The organism is Bacillus sp. B15-48, from assembly GCF_016879755.1.
Taxonomy (GTDB): domain Bacteria; phylum Bacillota; class Bacilli; order Bacillales; family Cytobacillaceae; genus Mesobacillus_B.
In genome coordinates this window covers 524,273-544,433 of record NZ_WOFU01000003.1, presented here as the reverse complement: position 1 = coordinate 544,433, position 20,161 = coordinate 524,273, and the positions used below count along the sequence as shown (strand labels likewise).

Genomic DNA, 20,161 nt, shown 5'->3' with positions numbered 1-20,161 from the left:
AGCGATAAGGAGGGTAGGAGGATGGGTCTAGAGACATTTCTGCACAATCTCCATTTTGACATTGACAAGGCAAGCCCGCCAGACTGGGAAGTGGATTGGGAAGATGCTCCGCTTCCATATAAACTCTACCGTGGCTTGCCTGTTTTTCCATTATCTCTAGAAGTACCGCTGACGCTTGAAAAATCGGAAGCACCTGCACAGCCAAACCTTCGGAAAATCAGCCATTTTCTTTGGTATGTATTTGGTCTCACGCAATTGTCTCAGTCAGCCATGCCCTCCATAGATGATGCACCAGAACTTATGCAGTCGTATCGGCGTTTTGTTCCTTCTGGCGGGGCGTTGTATCCAAACGAATTGTATGTGTATCTGAAAATGGAGGATATGCCTGTTGGAGTGTACCATTATGATGCGGCACATCATTGTTTGGTGTTGTTGCGAGAAGGGAATTTCGATTCATATATAGCCCGTTCCCTTGGCAATCGCTGTGATGTGTCCGCTTGTTTTGGTACGGTTTTTGTGTCAACGATGTTTTGGAAAAACTTTTATAAATACAATAACTTTGCCTACCGTCTGCAAGGATTGGATGCAGGGGTGTTGATTGGACAGTTGCTGGAAGTCGCAAAACGGTTTGGCTTTTCTTCGGGCGTGTACTTTCAATATCTTGATCGGGCCGTCAATCACCTCCTTGGACTATCGGAAGAAGAGGAGAGTGTGTATGCAGTGATTCCGCTAACAGTGGAACCGACAAGTTGGCATACGAATTGGGGGGGGCAGAGGTGAGCTTATTTCCGCCTTCGAGCTGTGTCGAGAGTTATTACCGCTTCAAACAAATTACTTCGTTCGATCAAAGAGAATCAAAAGGTTTCCGATGTTAACGACAATGAATGAAGCGTCGATGTTGGAATCGACGCAATTGTTTCGACAGATAAAGAGGCGGGAGAAGGAAAATCGGGAGGATCAAGTGGTATCTCTTCCTCAGGTGAAGCGATTATCATATGATCTTTCGTCCGTTTGTGAAAAGCGGTTTTCACCGGATATGGATTTTGTTTTACGTAAGATAAGTCAATCGCAATTGGCTACTTTGCTGCAGGAATCGACGTCCGCTTTCTTGTATCGAAATGACTTAGATGAACCACATAATAAGCAGGAGCCCCGTGTCTCACTGTATTGTTGTTTGACTAATGTTGAAGAGATTCCAGACGGTGCTTATTATTATAAGCGTGCTGATCATACGTTACATCAGATCGATCAAAATGATCATCGACTCCGTTTGCAGTACGGAATGTCTGCTGCAAATGTGAATTTGTTCCAAGTGCCACTTTGTTTTCATGTGGCAGGGGATAAAGATCACTTGATCGCGGATTTAGGATACAGAGGGTATCGAATTCAACAAATGGAGGCAGGGATGCTCGTCCAACGTTTGCTCTTAACGGCATCAGCTCTTGAAATGGGAGGACATCCATTACTAGGCTTTGATGCAAATTCGTGTGATGACATGTACAACTTTAATTCACATGGCCAAACGAGCTTAATCCAGATTCCGGTCGGTCACTATCGGCCTCGTCCCTGGTTAAAAGGGAAATTGCATAGCTGAATTTTTGAAATTTTTGGGGTCAGTCCCCCGGTGGAGTAAAGCGTTACTTCGTCGGGGGACTGACCCCAAGCTGCTAGGAGTTGTTGAAAATGACGAAAACAGGGGGGCAGTCCTTACTAGTCTAATCCTTTAATTGGGTGGGAGACAGGCCCCATAGCCGATGTAGTAACAAGGAGAAAACAATCAGCTTCTATGTTAAAGTTAAGAAGAGAGTATGAATTTTTTTGCGTAAAGCAAAGAGTGAGTATGAATCAATTTTAGTGGAAAGAGAAAAAAAGGGGAGTTAAGATTGAAATCGAAAAAATTTACATTTGTCATTCCAATCATGGTTATCGTTTTAGCTATCGCAATCTGGATGCTTTATAAGGATTATACAGAACTACAATTAGGAGTCAGACTAATCATAGCAATAGGAGCTGCACTATTATCAGGAGTAATTTCATATTTTCTTTTTCCGGAAAATGGAGAAAAGAAACGGTCTTGATAATAATTTTTGGGGTCAGTCTTCCGGTGAGGTAAAGCGTTACTTCGTCGGAAGACTGACCCCAATGTGAAGTCGTTCGACAAACAATGACAGTCACTCAAACTATTGTCCCATTTTATATTCCTTTATATCTCCGTCAAGGAACTTCACTTTTAATTCGAACTCCTGGAAATCATCATCTAAATTAAAGCTGTTTATCACTTCTGAAATGACCTCTTCATCCGGTGTATTCTGATCAAAAGTGAACTGTTCAAACATCGGCTCTAACAACGCAAAGGCTGCATTCCCTTTTGCACTCTTATCCCCTCGGTCATCCTTGATCTCGGCTTCCATTTCATCATGTTCATTTTCATAATCAACGTCAAAATCTTGATCCTGACTATAATCAATGTCCAAATCGAAGTGCGTAAAAAGAAAAGGAACTTCTGAAGGTTCCTCCTTATTCGCGTGTTTCTTCAATCCGCTTTCCTCAACTGGTACATTTTCAGGCACTTCTGCTACCTTATCTTCATCTGTAGTATTGCATCCAGACATAATGATGATAGAAAATACACATAAAAGAGCAGGTAATAATAGGATTCTCATGGTGATAAAACACCTTCCTGTTTTTACTTTTTATTCTTCCCCACCATTTCCTTTTTATAAAATTTGTTACGCGAACCACTAAAACACGAATTTTTTGGGTCCCCCGGTGGAGTAATTTTGGTGGAGTAATTTTTGGGGTCAGTCCCCCGGTGGAGTAAAGCGTTACTTCGTCGGGGGACTGACCCCAAGCTGTGCGAGTGCACTGCCCACCGACCAACCTTTGGAATAATCCCCTAAAGATTACAGAAACTACATTATGATTGATTTTCCTTTTTTGGGTGGGATTGTATGAACAATAGAGATGCGACGAGGAATGTGCGGCGTTATAATTATTATACGTCTACAATTGGAATCAACTGTATTCATCCCCGCAACCCTTGGGTGACAGCATGGTGGTCTGCTGCTTTTCCTGGATTTGGTCATATTCATTTAGGGCAATATTTAAAAGGGTTTATTTTGTTTTTTTGGGAAATTATTATTAATGTCAATACAAGGCTGAATGAAGCGATGATGTACTCGTTTACCGGTCAATTTCAAATGGCGAAAGACGTGCTTGAAATCAGAATGTTGGTTATTTATATTCCTGTTTATCTTTATTGTATTTGGGATAGTTATCGGTTGACGGTTGATCTTAACAAACATTTTCTCCTCGCTGAAAGCGAAAAGGCTTCCTATGTTCCTTTTCAAATGAATGGATTTGCTGTGAATTCTTTTACAAAACGGAGTCCCTGGGTTTCACTTGTATGGTCTTTGCTTTATCCTGGGCTTGGCAGCCTCTATATTCATCGAATCGCTTCTGGTTTTTTCGCGATTTCATGGACGGCGGTAATTATTTATTTTTCCCATCTTTTAGAAGGAATTCATTATACGTTGTTGGGGGATTTTTCTCAAGCTGTTGCCATTCTTAATGCGGAGTGGGTTTTATTTTTACCATCGGTTTATTGTTTTGCTGCGTATGAAGCCTATATATTATCTGTCGAGTACAACAAATTATATAAAAAAGAGCAAAAACAACATCTTCTGAAACACTATCAAAATTCAATTGTTTTACAGGAAATGAAAAGGAAAGTGAAGCTTTGATATGACGCATGTGATTTCTTCATTTGAACATTGTGATTTTCTTGAATTAGCGATTATCAAATTAGAGGAGCACGGAATCCCAAAGGAACAGATTATTGCCATCCCGCTTGATCAAAGTTCATCGCCCCCTAAATTTTTTGATAATATTCATCATTCAGATGGATTTAGCCTCTTTGATTTAGCTGCTGTATTAGGGACGGTTTTTTCAGTGTTAGGAGCTACATATGGATTTACGCTCCATTGGGGGCCGGTTATTTGGGGACTGATCGGCTTAGCCTTTGGAGCATTGCTTGGATTTACAATCGATTATCTTTTAACGAAAATAAATGTAGGTAAAAAAACCGCTTTGCTGACAGAAGTAATCGTTATCATCGAGTGCGAAAACGCTCAAACTCAATGGATTAAAAGGCTTCTGTTTGAACACAAAGCGTTTGGAGTCGGTGTGATCGCTGAATCTAAGGATTATGTTAACAGCAGCCAATGACGGGAAAATAACCATCAGCAATGTAGCTCGCCTTCATTCGGAAGGACCAGCTACGTTATTTAATCTTATTTACAGCTATCTTTATATTTTTTAATTAAATGAAAAGTTTTTTTGCTATTTTTTCGTTATACTTAATTTATATCATTAAAAACAAGCGAAGGATGGTTGGTTATCATGGGAAAAGCAGAAAAAGTAAAAGCGTTTGCACAACTCTACGAATTGGTTAATTATTATTATGAGAATAGAGACCGCCCCGTAAATGAAGATTTCAATTTCTTCGAGAAAATTGAAACATACTGCAATATACTTGAGTTAGACATAGAAGAATTTAAAAAGGAATTTAAAATTGAAGCAAAATTATAATAAATGAGTGTGGTCATAGTTTTGGGGTCAGTCCCCCGGTGAAGTAAAGCGTTGCTTCAGTGAGGGTCTGACTCTAAGTTGTTCTTACCAATAATTAAATTATCAATATTGTGGAAAAATAAAATGATTATATGATTAATCCAGATAGTGTGGTACGATGAAAATTACCAAAAAGAGGACGTGATGAAATGATTAAAATAGAAATACCTACACCAGATATTACAATTACGGAGAGACAACAGGCAAGAAACGAAAATGAACCAGTAATAAAGCCTATTTATGGATTCATCGATTTTCACCAAATTCCACGCGACAAAGGTGGTATCTTCTTATTCTATAATATAAATGACGAGCTTCTCTTTGTCGGTAAAGCACGGAAACTACGACAAAGAGTTAAAAAGCATTTTGAAGATACTGTTTCACCAATAAAAAATCACAGGGATGAAGTGTACAGAATTGAAGTATGTATCGTCGAAGATCCAACAGATAGAGAAATTTACGAAACGTATATCATCAATAAACTTCAATCAAAATATAACATCGACAAAGTGTTCTTTAGATAAGTTAGAAACAAAAATGGAGTACATCGTATGAATCTAGGGACATAGGTAGCATCCAGAATATGGATTCTAAGATAATATTCTACAAGGAAAAAACAAGTGTTCTACATCTATGCATTTTACGGTTTAATTGTTTTGTTGTTCAATTTTAAAAACAAACGGACCTATATTACCAGACCATGCTTATCAATTTGAGCATGGCTTTTTGGATTTAGGAATGAAAAAACTTAGAAGCCGAATTGGTTTTTTAACAAACAGAAAGTAGGTTATCTAGATGGAATTTGTGTGGTGGGGAGTAACAATCCTCCTTTTTATTTTAAGTTTTGTAGGAATCATTTATCCTTTTATTCCCTCCATTGTTGTCCTTTGGGGAGGATTTACTGTTTACCAGTTTCTGATTAATCCAAACGAATTAACATGGTGGTTCTGGATTAGTATGGTCATTTTAAGCGTTGTTTTAATTGCTTCGGATATCATCGCGAACAGCTATTTTGTGAAAAAATACGGTGGGTCAAAAAAGTCAGAAACAATCGCAACAATTGCCACGATTGTAGGTTCATTCATAATTCCTCCTTTCGGAATTATCCTTGTGCCGTTTGCAGCTGTTTTTGTTACAGAGTTTATTCTTCAAAAAGATATTCAAAAGGCGGTAAAAATCGGTTTTGCTACCGTTATCGGATTTTTAGGAAGTAGTATCGCTAAAATTTTAATCCAATTAATGATGATTGCTATGTTTATCTTCGCTATCATCGTTTAATTGGATTATATGGATAAACTTTTTTTGAGAAAAAAGACTGTAGGTGCTTTCAAAGCACCATACAGTCTAATCTAAAACGGACCACGTAATCAATCTATTTTACACCCATTGAATAGAGCCGAACTCACCATGGGGGTGGTTAAGCGTTTTGTATCTCGTATATTCATATTCTAACTTTGAAAGTGTCATTTCATAAAGCTGTTTATCATTTTTGTTATATACGTTTAAAAAAATTAGTTTATTGATAAGTTTTTGCCGCCTTTTTTCAATACTATTCCTCATCAGGACCACTCCTTCATTTTTTCAACGTCTACACTTGGTAATAAACGATTATATCTGTCTGATTAATTTTATAATGTTTTATTTGATTAATTATATTATAACCTTATAATTCCTATCTGTAAAGTATGAATTGAGCGTAGTAAGCACTTTTATCATGAAAGCGCCTCGTAAATCTCGATAAAGCCTTTTCATTTTGTCCTTTACGTTATACTCATGATCTTCCAAATCATCCCCAGATTTACATCGCCCAAAACCTCATGATCACTCGCCCTTAATCCCGGATGTCAGAAAGCGGTGTTTATTCAGACAAAATTTCTAGTCCGAGGAGGGAAGTTGTCTGAAAACGGTGTTCATTCAGACAGAATCTCGAGTCCGAGGAGAGAAGTTGTCCGAAATCGGTGTTCATTTGGACAAATCAATGATAAAAAGCAAAGGACCTGTCAGAATAGACAGGCAAGTTTTGCAATAAATTCCAATAGAATTAAGTTGGAAGCCTTGGAAGCAACCACCATAGTCTTTCGTTATATATTGATTATAGAAATTGACAACTGCAGCCTCTACCGAATTACTCAATTCCTAAAGAGTGTTCATTCCCTTTTTCTCAAAGGAAGAAGATGTTCTAAGTTCAGGAGCTCTGAATGTATATATAGTTGGATGAACAAAAGAAGATTGGGTAGGTGAAGTTCATGGATCAGTCATCATCAAGAAACAACAAAAATAGTGAGAAGAATAAGAAAAATGAGCAGCTAGATAAGCATCGTATACAAAACACAGGTGAAAAAATAACCACAAATGAGGGTCTAAAGGTTGCTAATAATGAAAACACCTTAAAAGCAGGAGAGCGCGGACCTGTACTTATGGAAGACTTTCATTTCTTTCAAAAACAGATGCACTTTGACACGGAACGAATCCCGGAAAGGGTTGTTCATGCAAGGGGGTTTGGTGTTCATGGTGAATTTGAAGTATATAAATCAATGGAAAAATATACAAGAGCAGGCTTTTTACAGAACCCTGGAACAAAGACCCCCGTGTTTGCTCGTTTTTCTACTGTGCAAGGGGCTAAAGGGTCTAAAGATACGGCAAGGGATATCCGTGGGTTTGCGGTTAAGTTTTATACTGAAGAAGGAAATTACGATTTATTAGGACTCCAATTTCCTGTTTTTGTGGTTCATGATGCCTTTAAGTTTGTTGATTCACAACACGCTCTTAAACCGGAGCCGCATAATGATATGCCGACAGCCTCTGCTGCCCATGATAATTTCTGGGATTTTGTTGCGAATAATCAAGAGTCTGCTCATTTTGTGATGTGGTCGATGTCAGATCGAGCGATTCCGAGAAGCTGGCGAATGATGGAAGGCTTCGGAGTCAATATATTCCGATTTGTAAATGAAGAGGGAAAAGGAACCTTTGTCAGATTTCATTGGAAACCTGTCCTTGGTGTCCATTCGCTGTTAATGGAGGAAGCACAAATTATTGGGGGAGTGGATCCCGATTACCATAGACGAGACATAAGGGAAGCGATTGAACGTGGAGCCTACCCTGAATTTGAATTGTGCGTGCAAATGATTGCTGAAGAAGATGAATATAAGTTTGATTTTGATGTGATCGACCCGACAAAGCTATGGCCTGAGGAAATAGTGCCTGTAGAAAAAATCGGGAAAATGACACTGAATCGAAATGTCGATAATTTCTTTGCCGAAACAGAACAAGTGGCATTTGATGTAACAAATCTTGTTCCGGGAATAAATTTTAGCAATGATCCGATTTTACAGGGAAGGACATTTACGTATAAAATTACCCAACAACACCGGCTTGGAGGATCGAATTATCCGGATTTGCCGATTAACCGGTCTCTTTGTCCATTTCATAATAACCAGCGAGATAGCTTTAGTAGACATCGGATCGATGTGGATCAAGTAAACTATTATAGAAACTCCATTGCGAATCATACACCAGCGCCTACGGCTCCGGAGGGTGGTGGCTTTGTGCATTATCCCGAGTATGTAGAAGGTCCCAAAATAAAGGCAAGTAGTGATTCCTTCAAAGATTTCTTTTCACAAGCGAGATTATTTTGGAATAGCATGTCGACTGTTGAGAAACAACATATTATTGAAGCTTTTAGTTTTGAACTGGGGATGGTAGAAAATCTATCTGTACGCCAACAAGTTGTCGATATGTACGGGAATGTCGACCAAGAAATGGCGACCATCATTGCAGATAACGTGGGAGTAAATCCACCTACCGGCCAACATGTATCTGTTACTGCTTCATCACCAGCCCTTAGCCAAGAGAACACACCACATTATCCTCATACTCTATGTGTTGGGGTACTTATTGGTCATGGTTTCAATGGGCAAGAAGTAAAGAGTGTAATTGAAACACTGAACCAACATGGTGTTTTTGTAGAAATCGTTAGTGATAAGTTTAGGACGCTTTCTGGGTCAGATGGCACGACACTCAAAGTGACGAAAACATTTCTTACAACTCATAATGTTCTTTTTGATGCGTTCTATGTCGTTGGTGGCACTTCAGATCATCAAACGGGATTTGACAGGTACTTGGTTGATTTTGTGAACGGAGCATACAAATACTATAAACCCCTAGGTATTGCAACAACTGGTCAGAATTATCTTCATCCATCAGACGAAAATCATTTATCCGGAGTGCTTTTTGCTGCCAACAATCAAAACTTCGGGGAAGAATTTGTCACTGCCATCTCGAAACGGCGCTTTTGGGATAGGGAATAATAGAAGTCTTATTAGCTTTTTCATCTACAAGAATCACAACCTAAAGTCTTGCCGAGTGAACTCAGCAAGACTTATTTCTATTCAGGCACTAATACCAACATCACATTGATTTAGTTAACGTTATTATTTAAATGGCGGTTGGAAGCAATATCTCCATTCCCGTCTAGCAGATGGTTCATGCCACGAACAAGTGTATCGTCTTCAAGCAGACTCCAAAGGTGGTAGCCTAAATCCTCTCTTTTTAATAATACTTCTTCTAATACTTGAACCGTTCCAAAATCGTTCAGTTCGTGGGCACGTTTAATGGTTTTTCGTAACATACCTTGAATCTTTATCTCGTGTTCAAGGTCATTCCGGAGAAAGTCACGCATGGTGTAACGACCTTCAACCTCATGTTTGATATAAGATATTTCATGCTGTGTAACCGGATGTGCAGTTGGAACGACCCCTAACCGAGCTACACGCTCTCCCACCTTATCAATATGGTCTTGTGTCACTTCTATGTGCTCATCTAAAATATGGTGCAGGCTACCAAAAGATTCCGCTCCCTCTGTTAGCCAATGATGTTTTGTATATTGATGGAGGGCCACATTTAATGCACATAAATGTTCATCAAGCATTAACCCCATTTCTAATCGCGTCTCATATGGGAGGCTTATGCCGCATCCTTGTTTTTTAGCTGTTCTAGGCTCTTGTCTTAGGATCATTTCATTTATATGGTGACTGTTATGTCCCGGCATGTTCGCATCAAACCCTGATTTAGACAGTTTAAACTCATCTGGTGAAAATCCTTGCAAATCATGATTTTGCAATAGAATCCCTCTTTTCTTTAGAATTCAATATTATAACGATTAGCTTTGGATATAAAAGGTGTTATCTCATCCCTACGTTTTGCTGAATCATTTGATTGGTTTGCATTTGAGTTTGTTGATACGATTGGATCTGCTTATTTATTTCCATGCTTGCTGCAGAAGAAGATGTGTTATACCAACCTTGTTGTGACATTAATTGGTACGTTTGGTTTTGAAGTTGTAAAGTATCTTGTAAAAGTTGCTCAAACATTTGACGAACCTCTGGACAACTCGCTTCTGTTACTGCTGTTGTATATTCTCTTGCTGAACGTTTCAAATCAGCTAAATACGAATAGACAATGTCTTTTTCTTGAAGGATGGGTGTTTGTTGATTCAACTTTTATTCCTCCTTTTTATTTACTGCATTTTAGGTGCTAGTGGAGCATGCTGCTGTAGAGACGTTAACAATTGTTGATAGTGCTGTTGATGTTGCCCGGTCAATTGTTGGAACATTTGCTGCACTGCCGGTGTTTGTGAATGTGATAAGGAAACAATTGCTTGTTTAATAAGTAAATCTTCATTTGACATAGAATCAACAATATATTCTACTTCTTTTGAAGTTAGTGGCTGTGGCATATTGTAAACCTCCTTCTTAAAATCACTACTCTTTAAATTTCTCCTGATGTGGTTGTTTTCATCACTGTTACTATGTGTTAAATCCATTAAAAATTGGTAAAAATCGATTCAGGTTTTTTCTAGTGGATTTTAAATATGCTGTAGGTAATACTACAAAATATCTGACTAGAAGGAGCTGATGGATTTGGACTTGCAAAGTGGCAAGTTTTATTGGCCCACGACTTTTCCGAACACACCGACCTATCCTATATTAGAGGATGACATAAAATGTGATGTTTTAATTATTGGTGGTGGTAGTTCTGGTGCTCAATGTGCCCATTATTTAAGTGATACGAATCTTGATGTTGTGGTCGTAGATAAACGGAAAATAGGAACAGGGAGTACGAGTACGAACACGGCCCTTATTCAATATTTAGGAGATAAAATGCTCTTTGAATTAGTGAATAGCTTTGGGGAAGAGGCAGCCATTTTACATACGAAATTATGTGAAGAGGCAATGAATGAGATCGAAAAAACAGCTCATTCGATGGAAGTCGATGCGGAATTCACCAGAAGGGACACACTCTATTATGCAAGCGACAAAGCAGGGGTGGAAAAGCTTAAAAAAGAATATTTTTACCTTGAAAAACATGGCTTTAAAGCTGATTTGCTTACTGAAAAACAAATCAGCGAACGATACCCTTTTAAAAAAGAGTTAGCTCTATATACATATGATGACGGAGAGTTGAACCCTTTTAAATACAATCATGGCCTTTTAAAAGAGGCGATTAAAAAAGGCGTTAGGGTTTTTGAACAGACGAGAATTTCTGGGCATAAATTTGAAAACGATGAGGCAATCTTTTACACCGATACAGGTCATTCAATTAAAGCACGTTACGTGATTATTGCTGCAGGATATGAAGGTTTGGAATTTAAAAAAGAAAAAAATGGTTTGTTAACTAGCTCCTATGCAGTGATTACCAATCCTGTGGATGACTTCAAAGATTGGTATAACCGTACTTTAATTTGGGAAACCGCACGACCCTATATTTATATGCGTACAACAAAGGATCGCCGGATTATCATTGGCGGGTTGGATGATAGTACCACTTATCCTGATGACAGAGATTCAAAAATTATTCATAAAAAAGACAAGTTGATCGAGGAATTTAATAAGCTTTTTCCAGCTATTCATGTCCATCCCGAATACTATTTAGGTGCTTTTTATGGAGGGACCCATGATGGATTGCCTCTGATTGGAGAATATGAGGAATTTCCTAATTGTTATTTCTTGTTTGGTTATGGAGACAATGGGCTTGTCTACAGTGGGGCCCTTGCAAAAATCATAAGAGATATGATCACAAAAGGTTCACATCCTGCGAAGAATTTATATCGTAAAGAGCGTTTGTAACCTTAATAACTATTGGACGGTTCTCTTAGGGGACAATCAGAAGTTTTGCGCAAAAAAAGGTACATTGAGCGGTTTTAGCTGCTCTTTGTGCCTTTTTTCTGTTTATATTTAATCTCTTAATTGACCCCATATATTAGAACCATGCACCTTGCGCACTGCGCCCCCGTCCTTACTGGATGGCCCAGCCGGCGAAGAATCCTTTGCGGACGGCGCCCTGGATTTGGCCGAGTTTGTCGCAGTCGCCGACCATGTCGGTGGTTGGGTATTTGTCGCATATTTTATGAGCGAGTGTGTTTTCTGGTTTCATTCCGAAAGCTGTGATGATTGTATCTGCTTCAAGGAGAATCTCTGCTCCAGCTGGTGTCGTGATCTTTACTCCCTTTTCGGTGAATTCATTTATTTTATGACTTGTTAACATGTCTACTTTATAGTCTTCTAGTTTAAACATCAGTGGATTACGGTTGTCTAATAATACATCAGATGCGATTTCTTCCTTCATCTCGATAATCGTGACTTTCTTACCTTCCATTGCAAGTTCGAGCGCACAATCGCAACCGGACATGCCACCGCCAGCAATAAGAATTCTTTCACCTTTCACTAATTCTGGCTGGAGATGCGCTTTCGTTACTTCGACGACATTTTCACGCTCAATTCCTTTAATTGGCGGCGTGATTGGTGTTGCACCGAGAGCAACAACAATATGATCAGCAAATTCAAGCTGGAAGGAGTTTTCATTAATTTCCGTATTGTAGACAATCTCCACTCCAAGTTTTTCAAGTTGGCGCTGTTCCCAGTCAGCAAACGCTCTTAATCTTTGCTTGAATGCTGGAGCGGATGCCGGAATTAATTGTCCGCCTAAACGATCTGATTTTTCATAAAGCGTTACTTTATGCCCGCGTTCAGCCGCAACCCTCGCTGCTTCCATTCCGCCAGGTCCGCCTCCAATCACAACAACCCGTTTCGGTTCTTCCACTTTTGTGAGTGGATAATTCGCTTCAAACACAGCTTGAGGGTTGACCGCACAAGAAATGACTCGATTTTGATAGAGGCGACCAACGCAAATTTCATTACAGAATAGACATGGACGGATATCTTCCGTACGATTGTTGATAATTTTATTCGGTAAATCTGGATCGGCAATGAGCGGGCGACCAAACATGGCGAAGTCAAACATCCCATCTTCCAAGCCCTTTTCAGCCGTTTCAGGTGTATGATTGCCCGCATTTAACACTGGGATGTTCACCGCTTTTCTAATCGCAGCTGCAGCGTCCGCCATACAGGCAGTACCAGCATAAATTGATGGAACAATCCACTGTTTTCTTTCATAACAGCCAAGGTCAATATCAATCGCATCTAAGCCAAGTTTCTCTAAATATTGAACAATTTCAATGCTTTCTTCGAGTGTTCGGCCGTCTTCAAAATCATGATAAGCCGCCATCCGCGTTAAAATTGGGTAGTCAGGACCGACCTCTTCACGAATCGCCTGATAAATTTCCGTAATCAATCTCATTCGATTTTCAAAACTTCCACCGTACTCGTCTGTTCGTTTATTCCATACAGGAGTCATAAATTGATCGATCATATACCCTGCATGTGCATGAATTTCAACTGCATCTGCTTCAGCTACTAATGCTCGGCGCGCCGCGCGCCGATACGAATCAACAATTCCGTGAACTTCTTCAATCGTTAAAGCTCGGCACATCATATCCGGAAAATAAAAGGATGGTACTTCGGAGGCGGATACCATTTGGCTATCATCGAAAGGAAAAGCATTGCGGCCAAGTCCGCAGCTTAACTGTAAACACATTTTTGAGCCATGAGCATGAATGGCTTCCGCTAATAAAGACCAGCCTTTCATCTGTTCATCTGTATCCGCGGTCGTGATATAATCAATCCAAGGGTCTGTTTTATTTGTCACGTACTGTCCTTCAATGATGACCATGCCTACGCCACCCTTGGCACGCGCTTCATAATAGTCGATTTGTGCCTTCGAAGGATAGCCATCACGATTTTCTGAAAACGTTCCCATTGGCGCCATGACCATTCTGTTTTTCAAATAAAGATTGCCAATTCTTCCACGTTCTAATAGTTTCGGATATTTAGTCTTTGCAGTTGAAATCATACAATAACCACTCCTTATTATTTGTAGAAATTGTTCTTATGTGAAAAGTTTAACATACTCAACTTTTACGGGTCATCGTGCAATCCACAAAATCGGAAGCTTCTAATCCGTGCATTGTGCACAATACTTTTGAAGGGGACTGACTGGATGTTAACGTTTGAAATGCTTCTTGAGCACGCAAACAAAAAGGAACTGAAGGTATACAACCGTTTGAATGCTCCAAATACTTATGTAATGGCAAATATCCTTCCCCCAACAGGCACAATGCAAACTGGGACGATTTATATTTGCTACGTTTCCGAATTGCAAAATCACAACCTACATCATTCAAAAATAGGACTCATCCTGATTCCTGATCTTCCTTTGGACAAGCAGCTATTAATTGACTGCGAATACGTCATTTGGGAAGAGCCTACTTCTTTAACTGAATTATTTTATAAAATCCATGGCATCTTTTGTGAAAATAACAGCTATTTCACAAATGCTTCGCAATTATTTTCCACGCTGATTAATGGGAATGGCATCAGCGCGATTGTTAAAGCTGCGAGTATGCTTTTAAACAACCCGATTATTTTAACCAATGCCTGTTACCGGGTTTTAGCGATGCATGGCGAGACAGATGAAATGACTGATCCAATCTGGCAATATGCAAAAAAGTATGGCTATTGCAGTCAGGAGGCCATTGAAAAATTCAGATTGGAGAAAATTACTGCGAAAACGATGGAAAGTGAGGCACCGCTGATTTTTAGTCAAGGTCTTGCTAAAGAGATCCCACGGATGATTAAAAAAATTGAGGTCCAAGGCCGAGTCGTTGGCTATATTGGTGTTTACCAAGTCAATAAAGAGTTTGACAAGCAAGATATGTATACGCTGGATCTTCTTGAGGATGTGCTTGCGTTTGAAATGAAAAAGGAAGGAATCGAGGACTTCAATCAAGTCAATGAAAGCATCATCATCGACCTCCTCAATCATCGTCTTGGAGATTCACATGTGTTGGAGAGTCGCTTACGTACAGCAAGGTGGCAGTTAAAACCATTATTTGCTGTCATTCAGATTCCCTTGTCAAAAGAAGATGACACAATTTGGTTTTTGGATTACCTCGTATCGAGCCTAAAAGAATGCAACGCTGACTTAAAAATAGTAAGCTACCAAAACAATATTATTGTCGTGATCAATTGTGAAGATAGAGTTTGCTTACAGAAAAACATCGAAAATATAACAAAAGTATTAGAGACGAACCAGATGAAAGCAGGCATGAGCAATATTTTTCATCGTTTAGAAGAGCTGGCAAGTTATTATGAACAAGCAGGCAAAGCGTTGGAACTTTTGAAATGGAATCGCGTTCATGACGACTCCATGCTTTATTTTTATGAGGATGTGGCTCTATATCATTTGTTTTCTGCGATCGAACAGCAGGAAATACTTGAAGGAGTTTGCCACCGTGGTTATCGTGAATTGCAAGAATACGACCGACTCTATCAAACGAACTATTGTCAAACACTCTATGAATATTTCTTGAGTGGCAATAATATTTCCGCCGCCGCTGACAAATTGTACATCCATCGAAACACAATGTCGTACCGTCTACAAAAAATCAGCGAAATGATCCACATCGACTTAACCAACGGTGAAGAAGCATTTCAGCTGTTTTTAACGATCAAAATCCAGCAATGGTTGTGTGGGGGGCATGAGGTGGCGGCGAGGGCTTGAGGGGAAATGAAATGAGCACGCCCGCTTTTAACGAACAAGGAAACCAAATATAAAAGAGGCTTTCCAACAGTTCAAGGAACGAATGGAAAACCTCTAATTTATACTTTATTCGTGTTCGTTATTACCCATCTCGAGCATCGAGAGTGCAGTACGGCGCCAGCCAGCAAAATCGTTATTTTGCTTCGGGGCGTACTAGGTCCGGAATCTAGACACCTGTTGTTTCCACTTCAGCTGCCTCTTCCTCTTCTTCTGTGTGAGCTTTCACATAATCGACCATCACAATCGTTTCATCATCGTCTTGTTTGAATGTGCAGTTGCTATACGCTTTTTTAATATCTGATACTCTCACGCTGTGACCAATTTCAAAATCTGTGGTATCAATTTCGATCGTATCAGGGATGTCATTCGCTTTTGCTGTAAGATCCAACTCATGAAGAAATTGTTTAACAATCCCTCCAGCTTTTTCGCCTTTCGATGATCCCTTTAAAATCACACTAACCTTCGTATCGATCTCTGTGTGTTTGTCCACTTGAAGAAAATCGACATGAAGGAGGTCTTTCGTAACAGGATTAGATTGATAGTCTCTTAAAATAACATTTATCGACTTTCCATTTAGATGCAGCGGAAAAATCCCGTTTCTGCCAACCTTCTTGATCACTTTTTGTAACTCTGCATTTTTCATCGAAATAGATTCCGTATTCATCCCTCTACCATATACAATTGCGGGGACTTTCCCATCATTTCTTAATTTTTTTAATGCAGATCTTTTAAAACTTTGCCTTACTTGAACTTCTAGCGTGTTCATTTTCGTTCCACCTTCCTCTGATTATGCTAATCTTGGATATCGGCTTTATAAAAATGCCTCTAGAAATGATGAAAAATTTCTATATTATTCTATTATAACCAATTTTTTGTGCTAAATCAAATTTGTCTGACATTTAGGGACGTTTCAAACCCCGAGTCAAAGGAGAAAAGTTAAAGTTAGTCCGAAAGCGGTGTTCATTCGGACAGAAGTTCGAGTCAAAGGAGCGAAGCACCTGGGACCCCGTTTTTCAGAGAAAAAGCGCCAGAAACCATTTAAGATTCTAGTTGGTGTCTGGCACTCTTTGTATTTAGTATTCAATGGTTTCAAAAAGAAACGATTGTCCTTGTCGATAAAATCTCGGATCGTAAATACCGATTTGTTCATCATCATCAACGACGACAACAAATGGTGACCATTGGTAAAGAGTTTTGGCCGCTGGATTTTCTGAAAATAAATAGTCTAAATCCGCATCCTCTTGGGATTCAAGTACATACAAGGTTTGTTTCGATTGGAACATCCCATCTTGATAGAGGGTTACAGTCTCTTCTTGTTTTGTAATCACCTGAAAGGTAGTCGGGATAAAACCGGCTGATAAAGCAACTTGCTCATAATCATGACTGTATTTTTGGTGAAAATAGTACCCTTGCAAGCTTTGGAGGGCAACATGAAGAGCGATGAGGAGCCAGGCGACTCGGAAATAAAAAGGTCTGTTCGCAACCGGCTTCTTTTTCGATAAAAAATAAGCACCTCCAATAATCACCCAGAAAACAAAATCAATGATGGGGATTGTTCCAAAGGTAATGCGCATTTGCGAAAACGGCTCAAGATAACCCGTGCCCCAAGCATTAAAAACATCGCTCGTCACATGAATAGCAGCTGCCAGCCATCCGAGAAAAAATATTCGCCTATCTTTGACTTTAAAGAAAACGATGCACAGAACATAAAAGAGGATCGCCCATAGGGGAGTTAGAAAAATCGAGTGAGTAATCCCGCGATGCCACATTTGATAAAGCCCTTCTGAATCCCAAGTTTGCGAAATGACATCAATATCAGGGATTTGACTAGCCCCAACGGCCGTGAATAAGTAAGCCATCTTTGTTCTGCGATTCATCTTTTCCTTCTGAACAGAACCGTATAAAGAAAGTCCAAAAAGTGTATGGGTAATCGTATCCACAACTGTGTCCTCCGCTATATGATAAGTGTTTCCTTATTATAACAAAGGTGTTAGTAAGACCCAAGTAATCTGATGGAAGGGTTTCTTCATAAATGATTCTATTTTTGATAGGAACGGCAACTGACATATAAAAAGAAAATGGCATTTCGAGTAGCTAAAACCCACTCCATGTGCCTTTATCATGCAAAACTCCGATATTTGGGACGCACCCTGTGTTTCTTTTTTTCGTAGAGCATAAGGTACGTCCGAGACTGGTGAAAAAGTCCAAATTTTATTAAATGAGAAAAGAAGATAGAAAAGCGAGGCTCTAGAATCGCTTCTAAGGCGCGTTACTTACAGAGGGAGACATTTTGGTACCCCCTAATTAAGTTGATTTTTATGTAGTCCCTACTTTTTCACTGGTCTCGGTACGTCCCTATGCTTCTTCGGATACAGGGCTGTTTCTCGCTCAACAAAAAGGTTTGGGCGATGCCAACGTGATTGAGGTAAAAGATTACTTAAATGTCCCGAGTGACGTTTTTGTCGTCACAGAGAAAACTTATGAAGAAAAGAAAGACGAACTGGAGAAGTTAATTAACGCTTATCGAAATAGTGCGCAGTGGATGGTGGACAATCCAGAGGAAGCCGCCTCCCTTGCGAAAAAATATGCGATTGATGGGAAAGACGAAGAAGTGAATCTCGAAATTATTAAACTGAGAAATGCTTCTACACTTTCAGATGATACGAAGAATCGCGGCTTGGGAGCGATTGATGTGAATCTTTTACAAGCTGGGGCCGATACGTATCGGCAATTAGGCTTAGTGAAAAACAAACTTGATCTATCTCAAGTGGTAACAGAGGAATTTTTGGAGGAAAATAACCGATGAAATTTGAAGGGAAAGTGGTCCTTGTGACAGGTGCCAGCCGTGGGATTGGCGCAGCGATTGCCCGGTGATTTGCTAAAGAAGGTGCTTTTGTGATTATTAATTATTTACAAAACCACGAAAGAGCGGAGCAAGTGGCTGCGGAATGTACCAGTCTTGGAGGGGACGGCTGGGCGTTACAGGGAGATGTTACGTCAGAGTCGGCTATTAATCAGATGATTCAACAAGTGGAATTAGAAACAGGAAAAATCGATGTTGTCGTTAACAATGCCTTTACACCTTACCAATTTGATCCAGAGAATCGGAAATTGTCTTGGGAACTAAGCTGGGATGATTACCAGACACAATTAGATGGTTCCGTACGCTCCACCCATTATATGTGTCAAGCAGTTGTGCCAATCATGAAAAAACAAAGTCATGGAAGCATTATTAACGTAATTAGTAACTTAGTTGCAAGGCCGATTGTGCCTTATCATGAATACAATACGGCCAAAACTGCTTTATTGGGCTATAGTCGCAATTTAGCTGCCGAACTGGGATCATTTGGAATCCGCGTCAATTGCGTCGCGCCTGGTCTTGTCTATCCAACAGATTCAAGTCAGACGACAAAAGAAGAACTAAAGGAATTAATTATTGCCCAAACCCCATTAAAACGAATTGCCACTCCAGAAGATGTCGCGGGGCCTGTATTGTTCCTAGCCTCTGATTGGAGTCAGTTCATGACAGGCCAAACCTTATATGTCGACGGCGGATTTGTCATGTAGTGTGGAGCAACGTCGTCTATCTTTATCTCAAGGGAGAGAAGTTGTCCGAAACCGGTGTTCATTCGGACAGAAACTTGAGCTCAAGGAGGAAAGTTGTCCGAAAGTGGTGTTTATTCGGACAGAATCACGAGTCAAAGGAAAGAGATTTTGTCTGCGGAAAATGTAGAGGAAATGAAAAAGACACATCGAGCAACTAAATCTCACTCCATGTGCCTTTTTTTATGCAAAACTTCCAATTGTTCCCTAAAAGAACCGTCCATTTGCTCACATAATATCATCCTCCATTAGCACATAAGGATGTGTTTCCATTAGGATTTTTTCTAAGTACTCGGGCATTCGCTTCCCTTCATAAGCACAAATTAATGGAAACGACAACTGGTGGACTGCTTCGTCTACAATTTTCTCGAAATCTTCTATTAAATGTAGTGGGTCTTGCATAGTGGTCCACTCAACATGTGCCCACGAACGAAAGGGAGTTTTATGTTCAATATATGGTTCTACCATCTTATTAAAGTAGTTCGTGATGGCTGGAGGATGATAACTGCCACTAGAATAATAGAAATCGAAATTATTTATCCATTGGATGAATTCCCTTTGTTCGTCTGTTAACACTTTTTCCAGTTCTTTTTGAATGATAGGCAAAAGACGGTCATTTTCAATAAAAATAACATAATCTCCGGCCCTAATCCCATCTCGGACATAACTCACCGCTTGTTCTACGTAATTCTCTAACCCATTATAGGAATACAATACGTGAACACATCTTTTCTCCTCAAACAACTGGCTCAGTTTGCTTTTCAAACAATCACCTCTTTTGTAATTTCCCCTTAAAATCTAGGTTGTGGTTATTATCCTAATCATGGAATTATTACCAATATAACAAATATTAAGAATGTTGTTCAACAATGGGTTTTAGCGGGCGAGTATTATGGTTACCTTATCAAGCAATCTTAGCTGGTGTTTCTACCAA

General features: G+C 39.6%; 19 protein-coding genes and 2 pseudogenes. 12 read left to right on the top strand and 9 right to left on the bottom strand.

All coding sequences use genetic code 11. From position 1 onward, the window contains the following. Nucleotides 1-21 precede the first annotated feature (21 nt). Nucleotides 22-1,594: pseudogene (locus tag GNT69_RS13105) on the top strand (SagB family peptide dehydrogenase). A gap of 289 nt (nucleotides 1,595-1,883) precedes the next feature. Then, a complete protein-coding gene (locus tag GNT69_RS13100) occupies nucleotides 1,884-2,078 on the top strand; it encodes a histidine kinase (protein WP_203555390.1) in 195 nt (64 codons plus the stop codon). Between the two features lie 102 nt (nucleotides 2,079-2,180). On the opposite strand, the gene GNT69_RS13095 is transcribed toward GNT69_RS13100, so the two are convergent. After that, nucleotides 2,181-2,663, bottom strand: a complete 483-nt coding sequence (locus tag GNT69_RS13095; protein ID WP_203555389.1) for a YusW family protein — start codon at nucleotides 2,661-2,663, stop codon at nucleotides 2,181-2,183. Nucleotides 2,664-2,951: 288 nt separating this feature from the next. On the opposite strand from GNT69_RS13095, the gene GNT69_RS13090 reads away from it, so the two are divergent. The 5 genes from GNT69_RS13090 (at nucleotide 2,952) to GNT69_RS13070 (ending at nucleotide 5,907) form a co-directional block, all read left to right on the top strand. After that, entirely contained in the window at nucleotides 2,952-3,743 is a 792-nt protein-coding gene (locus tag GNT69_RS13090; protein ID WP_203555388.1) for a hypothetical protein, read from the top strand. Nucleotide 3,744: 1 nt separating this feature from the next. Beyond that, entirely contained in the window at nucleotides 3,745-4,227 is a 483-nt protein-coding gene (locus tag GNT69_RS13085) for a hypothetical protein (RefSeq protein ID WP_203555387.1), read from the top strand. Nucleotides 4,228-4,401: 174 nt separating this feature from the next. Further along, nucleotides 4,402-4,590 carry a hypothetical protein gene (locus GNT69_RS13080; RefSeq protein ID WP_203555386.1) on the top strand — a complete coding sequence of 63 codons (189 nt, stop codon included), beginning with the start codon at nucleotides 4,402-4,404 and terminating at the stop codon, nucleotides 4,588-4,590. A gap of 188 nt (nucleotides 4,591-4,778) precedes the next feature. Then, nucleotides 4,779-5,153 (top strand): nucleotide excision repair endonuclease, encoded by a 375-nt coding sequence (locus tag GNT69_RS13075; protein ID WP_203555385.1) that lies wholly within the window; start codon nucleotides 4,779-4,781, stop codon nucleotides 5,151-5,153. 271 nt (nucleotides 5,154-5,424) lie between these two features. After that, nucleotides 5,425-5,907: a DUF456 domain-containing protein gene (locus GNT69_RS13070; protein WP_203555384.1), complete on the top strand. Its 483-nt coding sequence runs from the start codon at nucleotides 5,425-5,427 to the stop codon at nucleotides 5,905-5,907. 99 nt (nucleotides 5,908-6,006) lie between these two features. Here the strand turns inward: GNT69_RS13070 and GNT69_RS13065 are convergent, their stop codons facing one another. Beyond that, the gene (locus GNT69_RS13065; protein WP_203555383.1) at nucleotides 6,007-6,189 is read right to left on the bottom strand and encodes a Fur-regulated basic protein FbpA; all 183 of its coding nucleotides are present in this window, start codon (nucleotides 6,187-6,189) and stop codon (nucleotides 6,007-6,009) included. Between the two features lie 686 nt (nucleotides 6,190-6,875). On the opposite strand from GNT69_RS13065, the gene GNT69_RS13060 reads away from it, so the two are divergent. After that, on the top strand, nucleotides 6,876-8,936 hold the full coding sequence (locus tag GNT69_RS13060) for a catalase (protein ID WP_203555382.1): 2,061 nt from the start codon (nucleotides 6,876-6,878) through the stop codon (nucleotides 8,934-8,936). Between the two features lie 110 nt (nucleotides 8,937-9,046). Here GNT69_RS13060 and GNT69_RS13055 read toward each other — a convergent pair whose 3' ends face one another. The 3 genes from GNT69_RS13055 to GNT69_RS13045 all read right to left on the bottom strand — a co-directional run bounded on the left by GNT69_RS13055 (nucleotide 9,047) and on the right by GNT69_RS13045 (nucleotide 10,363). Continuing rightward, complete coding sequence (locus tag GNT69_RS13055) at nucleotides 9,047-9,748, bottom strand: Dps family protein (RefSeq protein ID WP_203555381.1); 702 nt, start codon at nucleotides 9,746-9,748, stop codon at nucleotides 9,047-9,049. 61 nt (nucleotides 9,749-9,809) lie between these two features. Next, complete coding sequence (locus GNT69_RS13050; protein WP_203555380.1) at nucleotides 9,810-10,124, bottom strand: spore coat protein; 315 nt, start codon at nucleotides 10,122-10,124, stop codon at nucleotides 9,810-9,812. 20 nt (nucleotides 10,125-10,144) lie between these two features. Then, a complete protein-coding gene (locus GNT69_RS13045; protein WP_203555379.1) occupies nucleotides 10,145-10,363 on the bottom strand; it encodes a hypothetical protein in 219 nt (72 codons plus the stop codon). A 184-nt stretch (nucleotides 10,364-10,547) separates the two neighbouring features. On the opposite strand from GNT69_RS13045, the gene GNT69_RS13040 reads away from it, so the two are divergent. Continuing rightward, nucleotides 10,548-11,753: an NAD(P)/FAD-dependent oxidoreductase gene (locus tag GNT69_RS13040; protein WP_203555378.1), complete on the top strand. Its 1,206-nt coding sequence runs from the start codon at nucleotides 10,548-10,550 to the stop codon at nucleotides 11,751-11,753. A 169-nt stretch (nucleotides 11,754-11,922) separates the two neighbouring features. Here GNT69_RS13040 and GNT69_RS13035 read toward each other — a convergent pair whose 3' ends face one another. Next, nucleotides 11,923-13,875 (bottom strand): oxidoreductase, encoded by a 1,953-nt coding sequence (locus tag GNT69_RS13035; RefSeq protein ID WP_203555377.1) that lies wholly within the window; start codon nucleotides 13,873-13,875, stop codon nucleotides 11,923-11,925. Nucleotides 13,876-14,022: 147 nt separating this feature from the next. On the opposite strand from GNT69_RS13035, the gene GNT69_RS13030 reads away from it, so the two are divergent. Then, nucleotides 14,023-15,585 carry a PucR family transcriptional regulator gene (locus GNT69_RS13030; RefSeq protein ID WP_203555376.1) on the top strand — a complete coding sequence of 521 codons (1,563 nt, stop codon included), beginning with the start codon at nucleotides 14,023-14,025 and terminating at the stop codon, nucleotides 15,583-15,585. A gap of 205 nt (nucleotides 15,586-15,790) precedes the next feature. On the opposite strand, the gene GNT69_RS13025 is transcribed toward GNT69_RS13030, so the two are convergent. Both GNT69_RS13025 and GNT69_RS13020 read right to left on the bottom strand, forming a co-directional pair. Next, nucleotides 15,791-16,390 (bottom strand): 50S ribosomal protein L25, encoded by a 600-nt coding sequence (locus GNT69_RS13025; RefSeq protein WP_203555375.1) that lies wholly within the window; start codon nucleotides 16,388-16,390, stop codon nucleotides 15,791-15,793. Nucleotides 16,391-16,697: 307 nt separating this feature from the next. Next, nucleotides 16,698-17,564: a metal-dependent hydrolase gene (locus GNT69_RS13020; protein ID WP_203555374.1), complete on the bottom strand. Its 867-nt coding sequence runs from the start codon at nucleotides 17,562-17,564 to the stop codon at nucleotides 16,698-16,700. 398 nt (nucleotides 17,565-17,962) lie between these two features. On the opposite strand from GNT69_RS13020, the gene GNT69_RS13015 reads away from it, so the two are divergent. Together GNT69_RS13015 and GNT69_RS13010 are read left to right on the top strand one after the other, a co-directional pair. Further along, nucleotides 17,963-18,430 carry an ABC transporter substrate-binding protein gene (locus tag GNT69_RS13015; protein ID WP_203555476.1) on the top strand — a complete coding sequence of 156 codons (468 nt, stop codon included), beginning with the start codon at nucleotides 17,963-17,965 and terminating at the stop codon, nucleotides 18,428-18,430. Next, nucleotides 18,427-19,191, top strand: a pseudogene (locus GNT69_RS13010) (SDR family oxidoreductase). The gene GNT69_RS13015 and the pseudogene GNT69_RS13010 overlap by 4 nt, the downstream one beginning before the upstream one ends. Before the next feature lie 264 nt (nucleotides 19,192-19,455). Here the strand turns inward: GNT69_RS13010 and GNT69_RS13005 are convergent. Next, nucleotides 19,456-19,992, bottom strand: a complete 537-nt coding sequence (locus GNT69_RS13005) for an MEDS domain-containing protein (RefSeq protein ID WP_203555373.1) — start codon at nucleotides 19,990-19,992, stop codon at nucleotides 19,456-19,458. Between the last annotated feature and the right edge of the window lie 169 nt (nucleotides 19,993-20,161).

Coding starts and splice junctions, on each gene's coding strand:
- GNT69_RS13085 (WP_203555387.1), top strand. CDS start 3,745: ATGACGCATGTGATTTCTTCATTTGAACATTGTGATTTTCTTGAATTA.
- GNT69_RS13025 (WP_203555375.1), bottom strand. CDS start 16,390: ATGAACACGCTAGAAGTTCAAGTAAGGCAAAGTTTTAAAAGATCTGCA.
- GNT69_RS13060 (WP_203555382.1), top strand. CDS start 6,876: ATGGATCAGTCATCATCAAGAAACAACAAAAATAGTGAGAAGAATAAG.
- GNT69_RS13045 (WP_203555379.1), bottom strand. CDS start 10,363: ATGCCACAGCCACTAACTTCAAAAGAAGTAGAATATATTGTTGATTCT.
- GNT69_RS13090 (WP_203555388.1), top strand. CDS start 2,952: ATGAACAATAGAGATGCGACGAGGAATGTGCGGCGTTATAATTATTAT.
- GNT69_RS13065 (WP_203555383.1), bottom strand. CDS start 6,189: ATGAGGAATAGTATTGAAAAAAGGCGGCAAAAACTTATCAATAAACTA.
- GNT69_RS13080 (WP_203555386.1), top strand. CDS start 4,402: ATGGGAAAAGCAGAAAAAGTAAAAGCGTTTGCACAACTCTACGAATTG.
- GNT69_RS13095 (WP_203555389.1), bottom strand. CDS start 2,663: ATGAGAATCCTATTATTACCTGCTCTTTTATGTGTATTTTCTATCATC.
- GNT69_RS13070 (WP_203555384.1), top strand. CDS start 5,425: ATGGAATTTGTGTGGTGGGGAGTAACAATCCTCCTTTTTATTTTAAGT.
- GNT69_RS13075 (WP_203555385.1), top strand. CDS start 4,779: ATGATTAAAATAGAAATACCTACACCAGATATTACAATTACGGAGAGA.
- GNT69_RS13030 (WP_203555376.1), top strand. CDS start 14,023: ATGTTAACGTTTGAAATGCTTCTTGAGCACGCAAACAAAAAGGAACTG.
- GNT69_RS13035 (WP_203555377.1), bottom strand. CDS start 13,875: ATGATTTCAACTGCAAAGACTAAATATCCGAAACTATTAGAACGTGGA.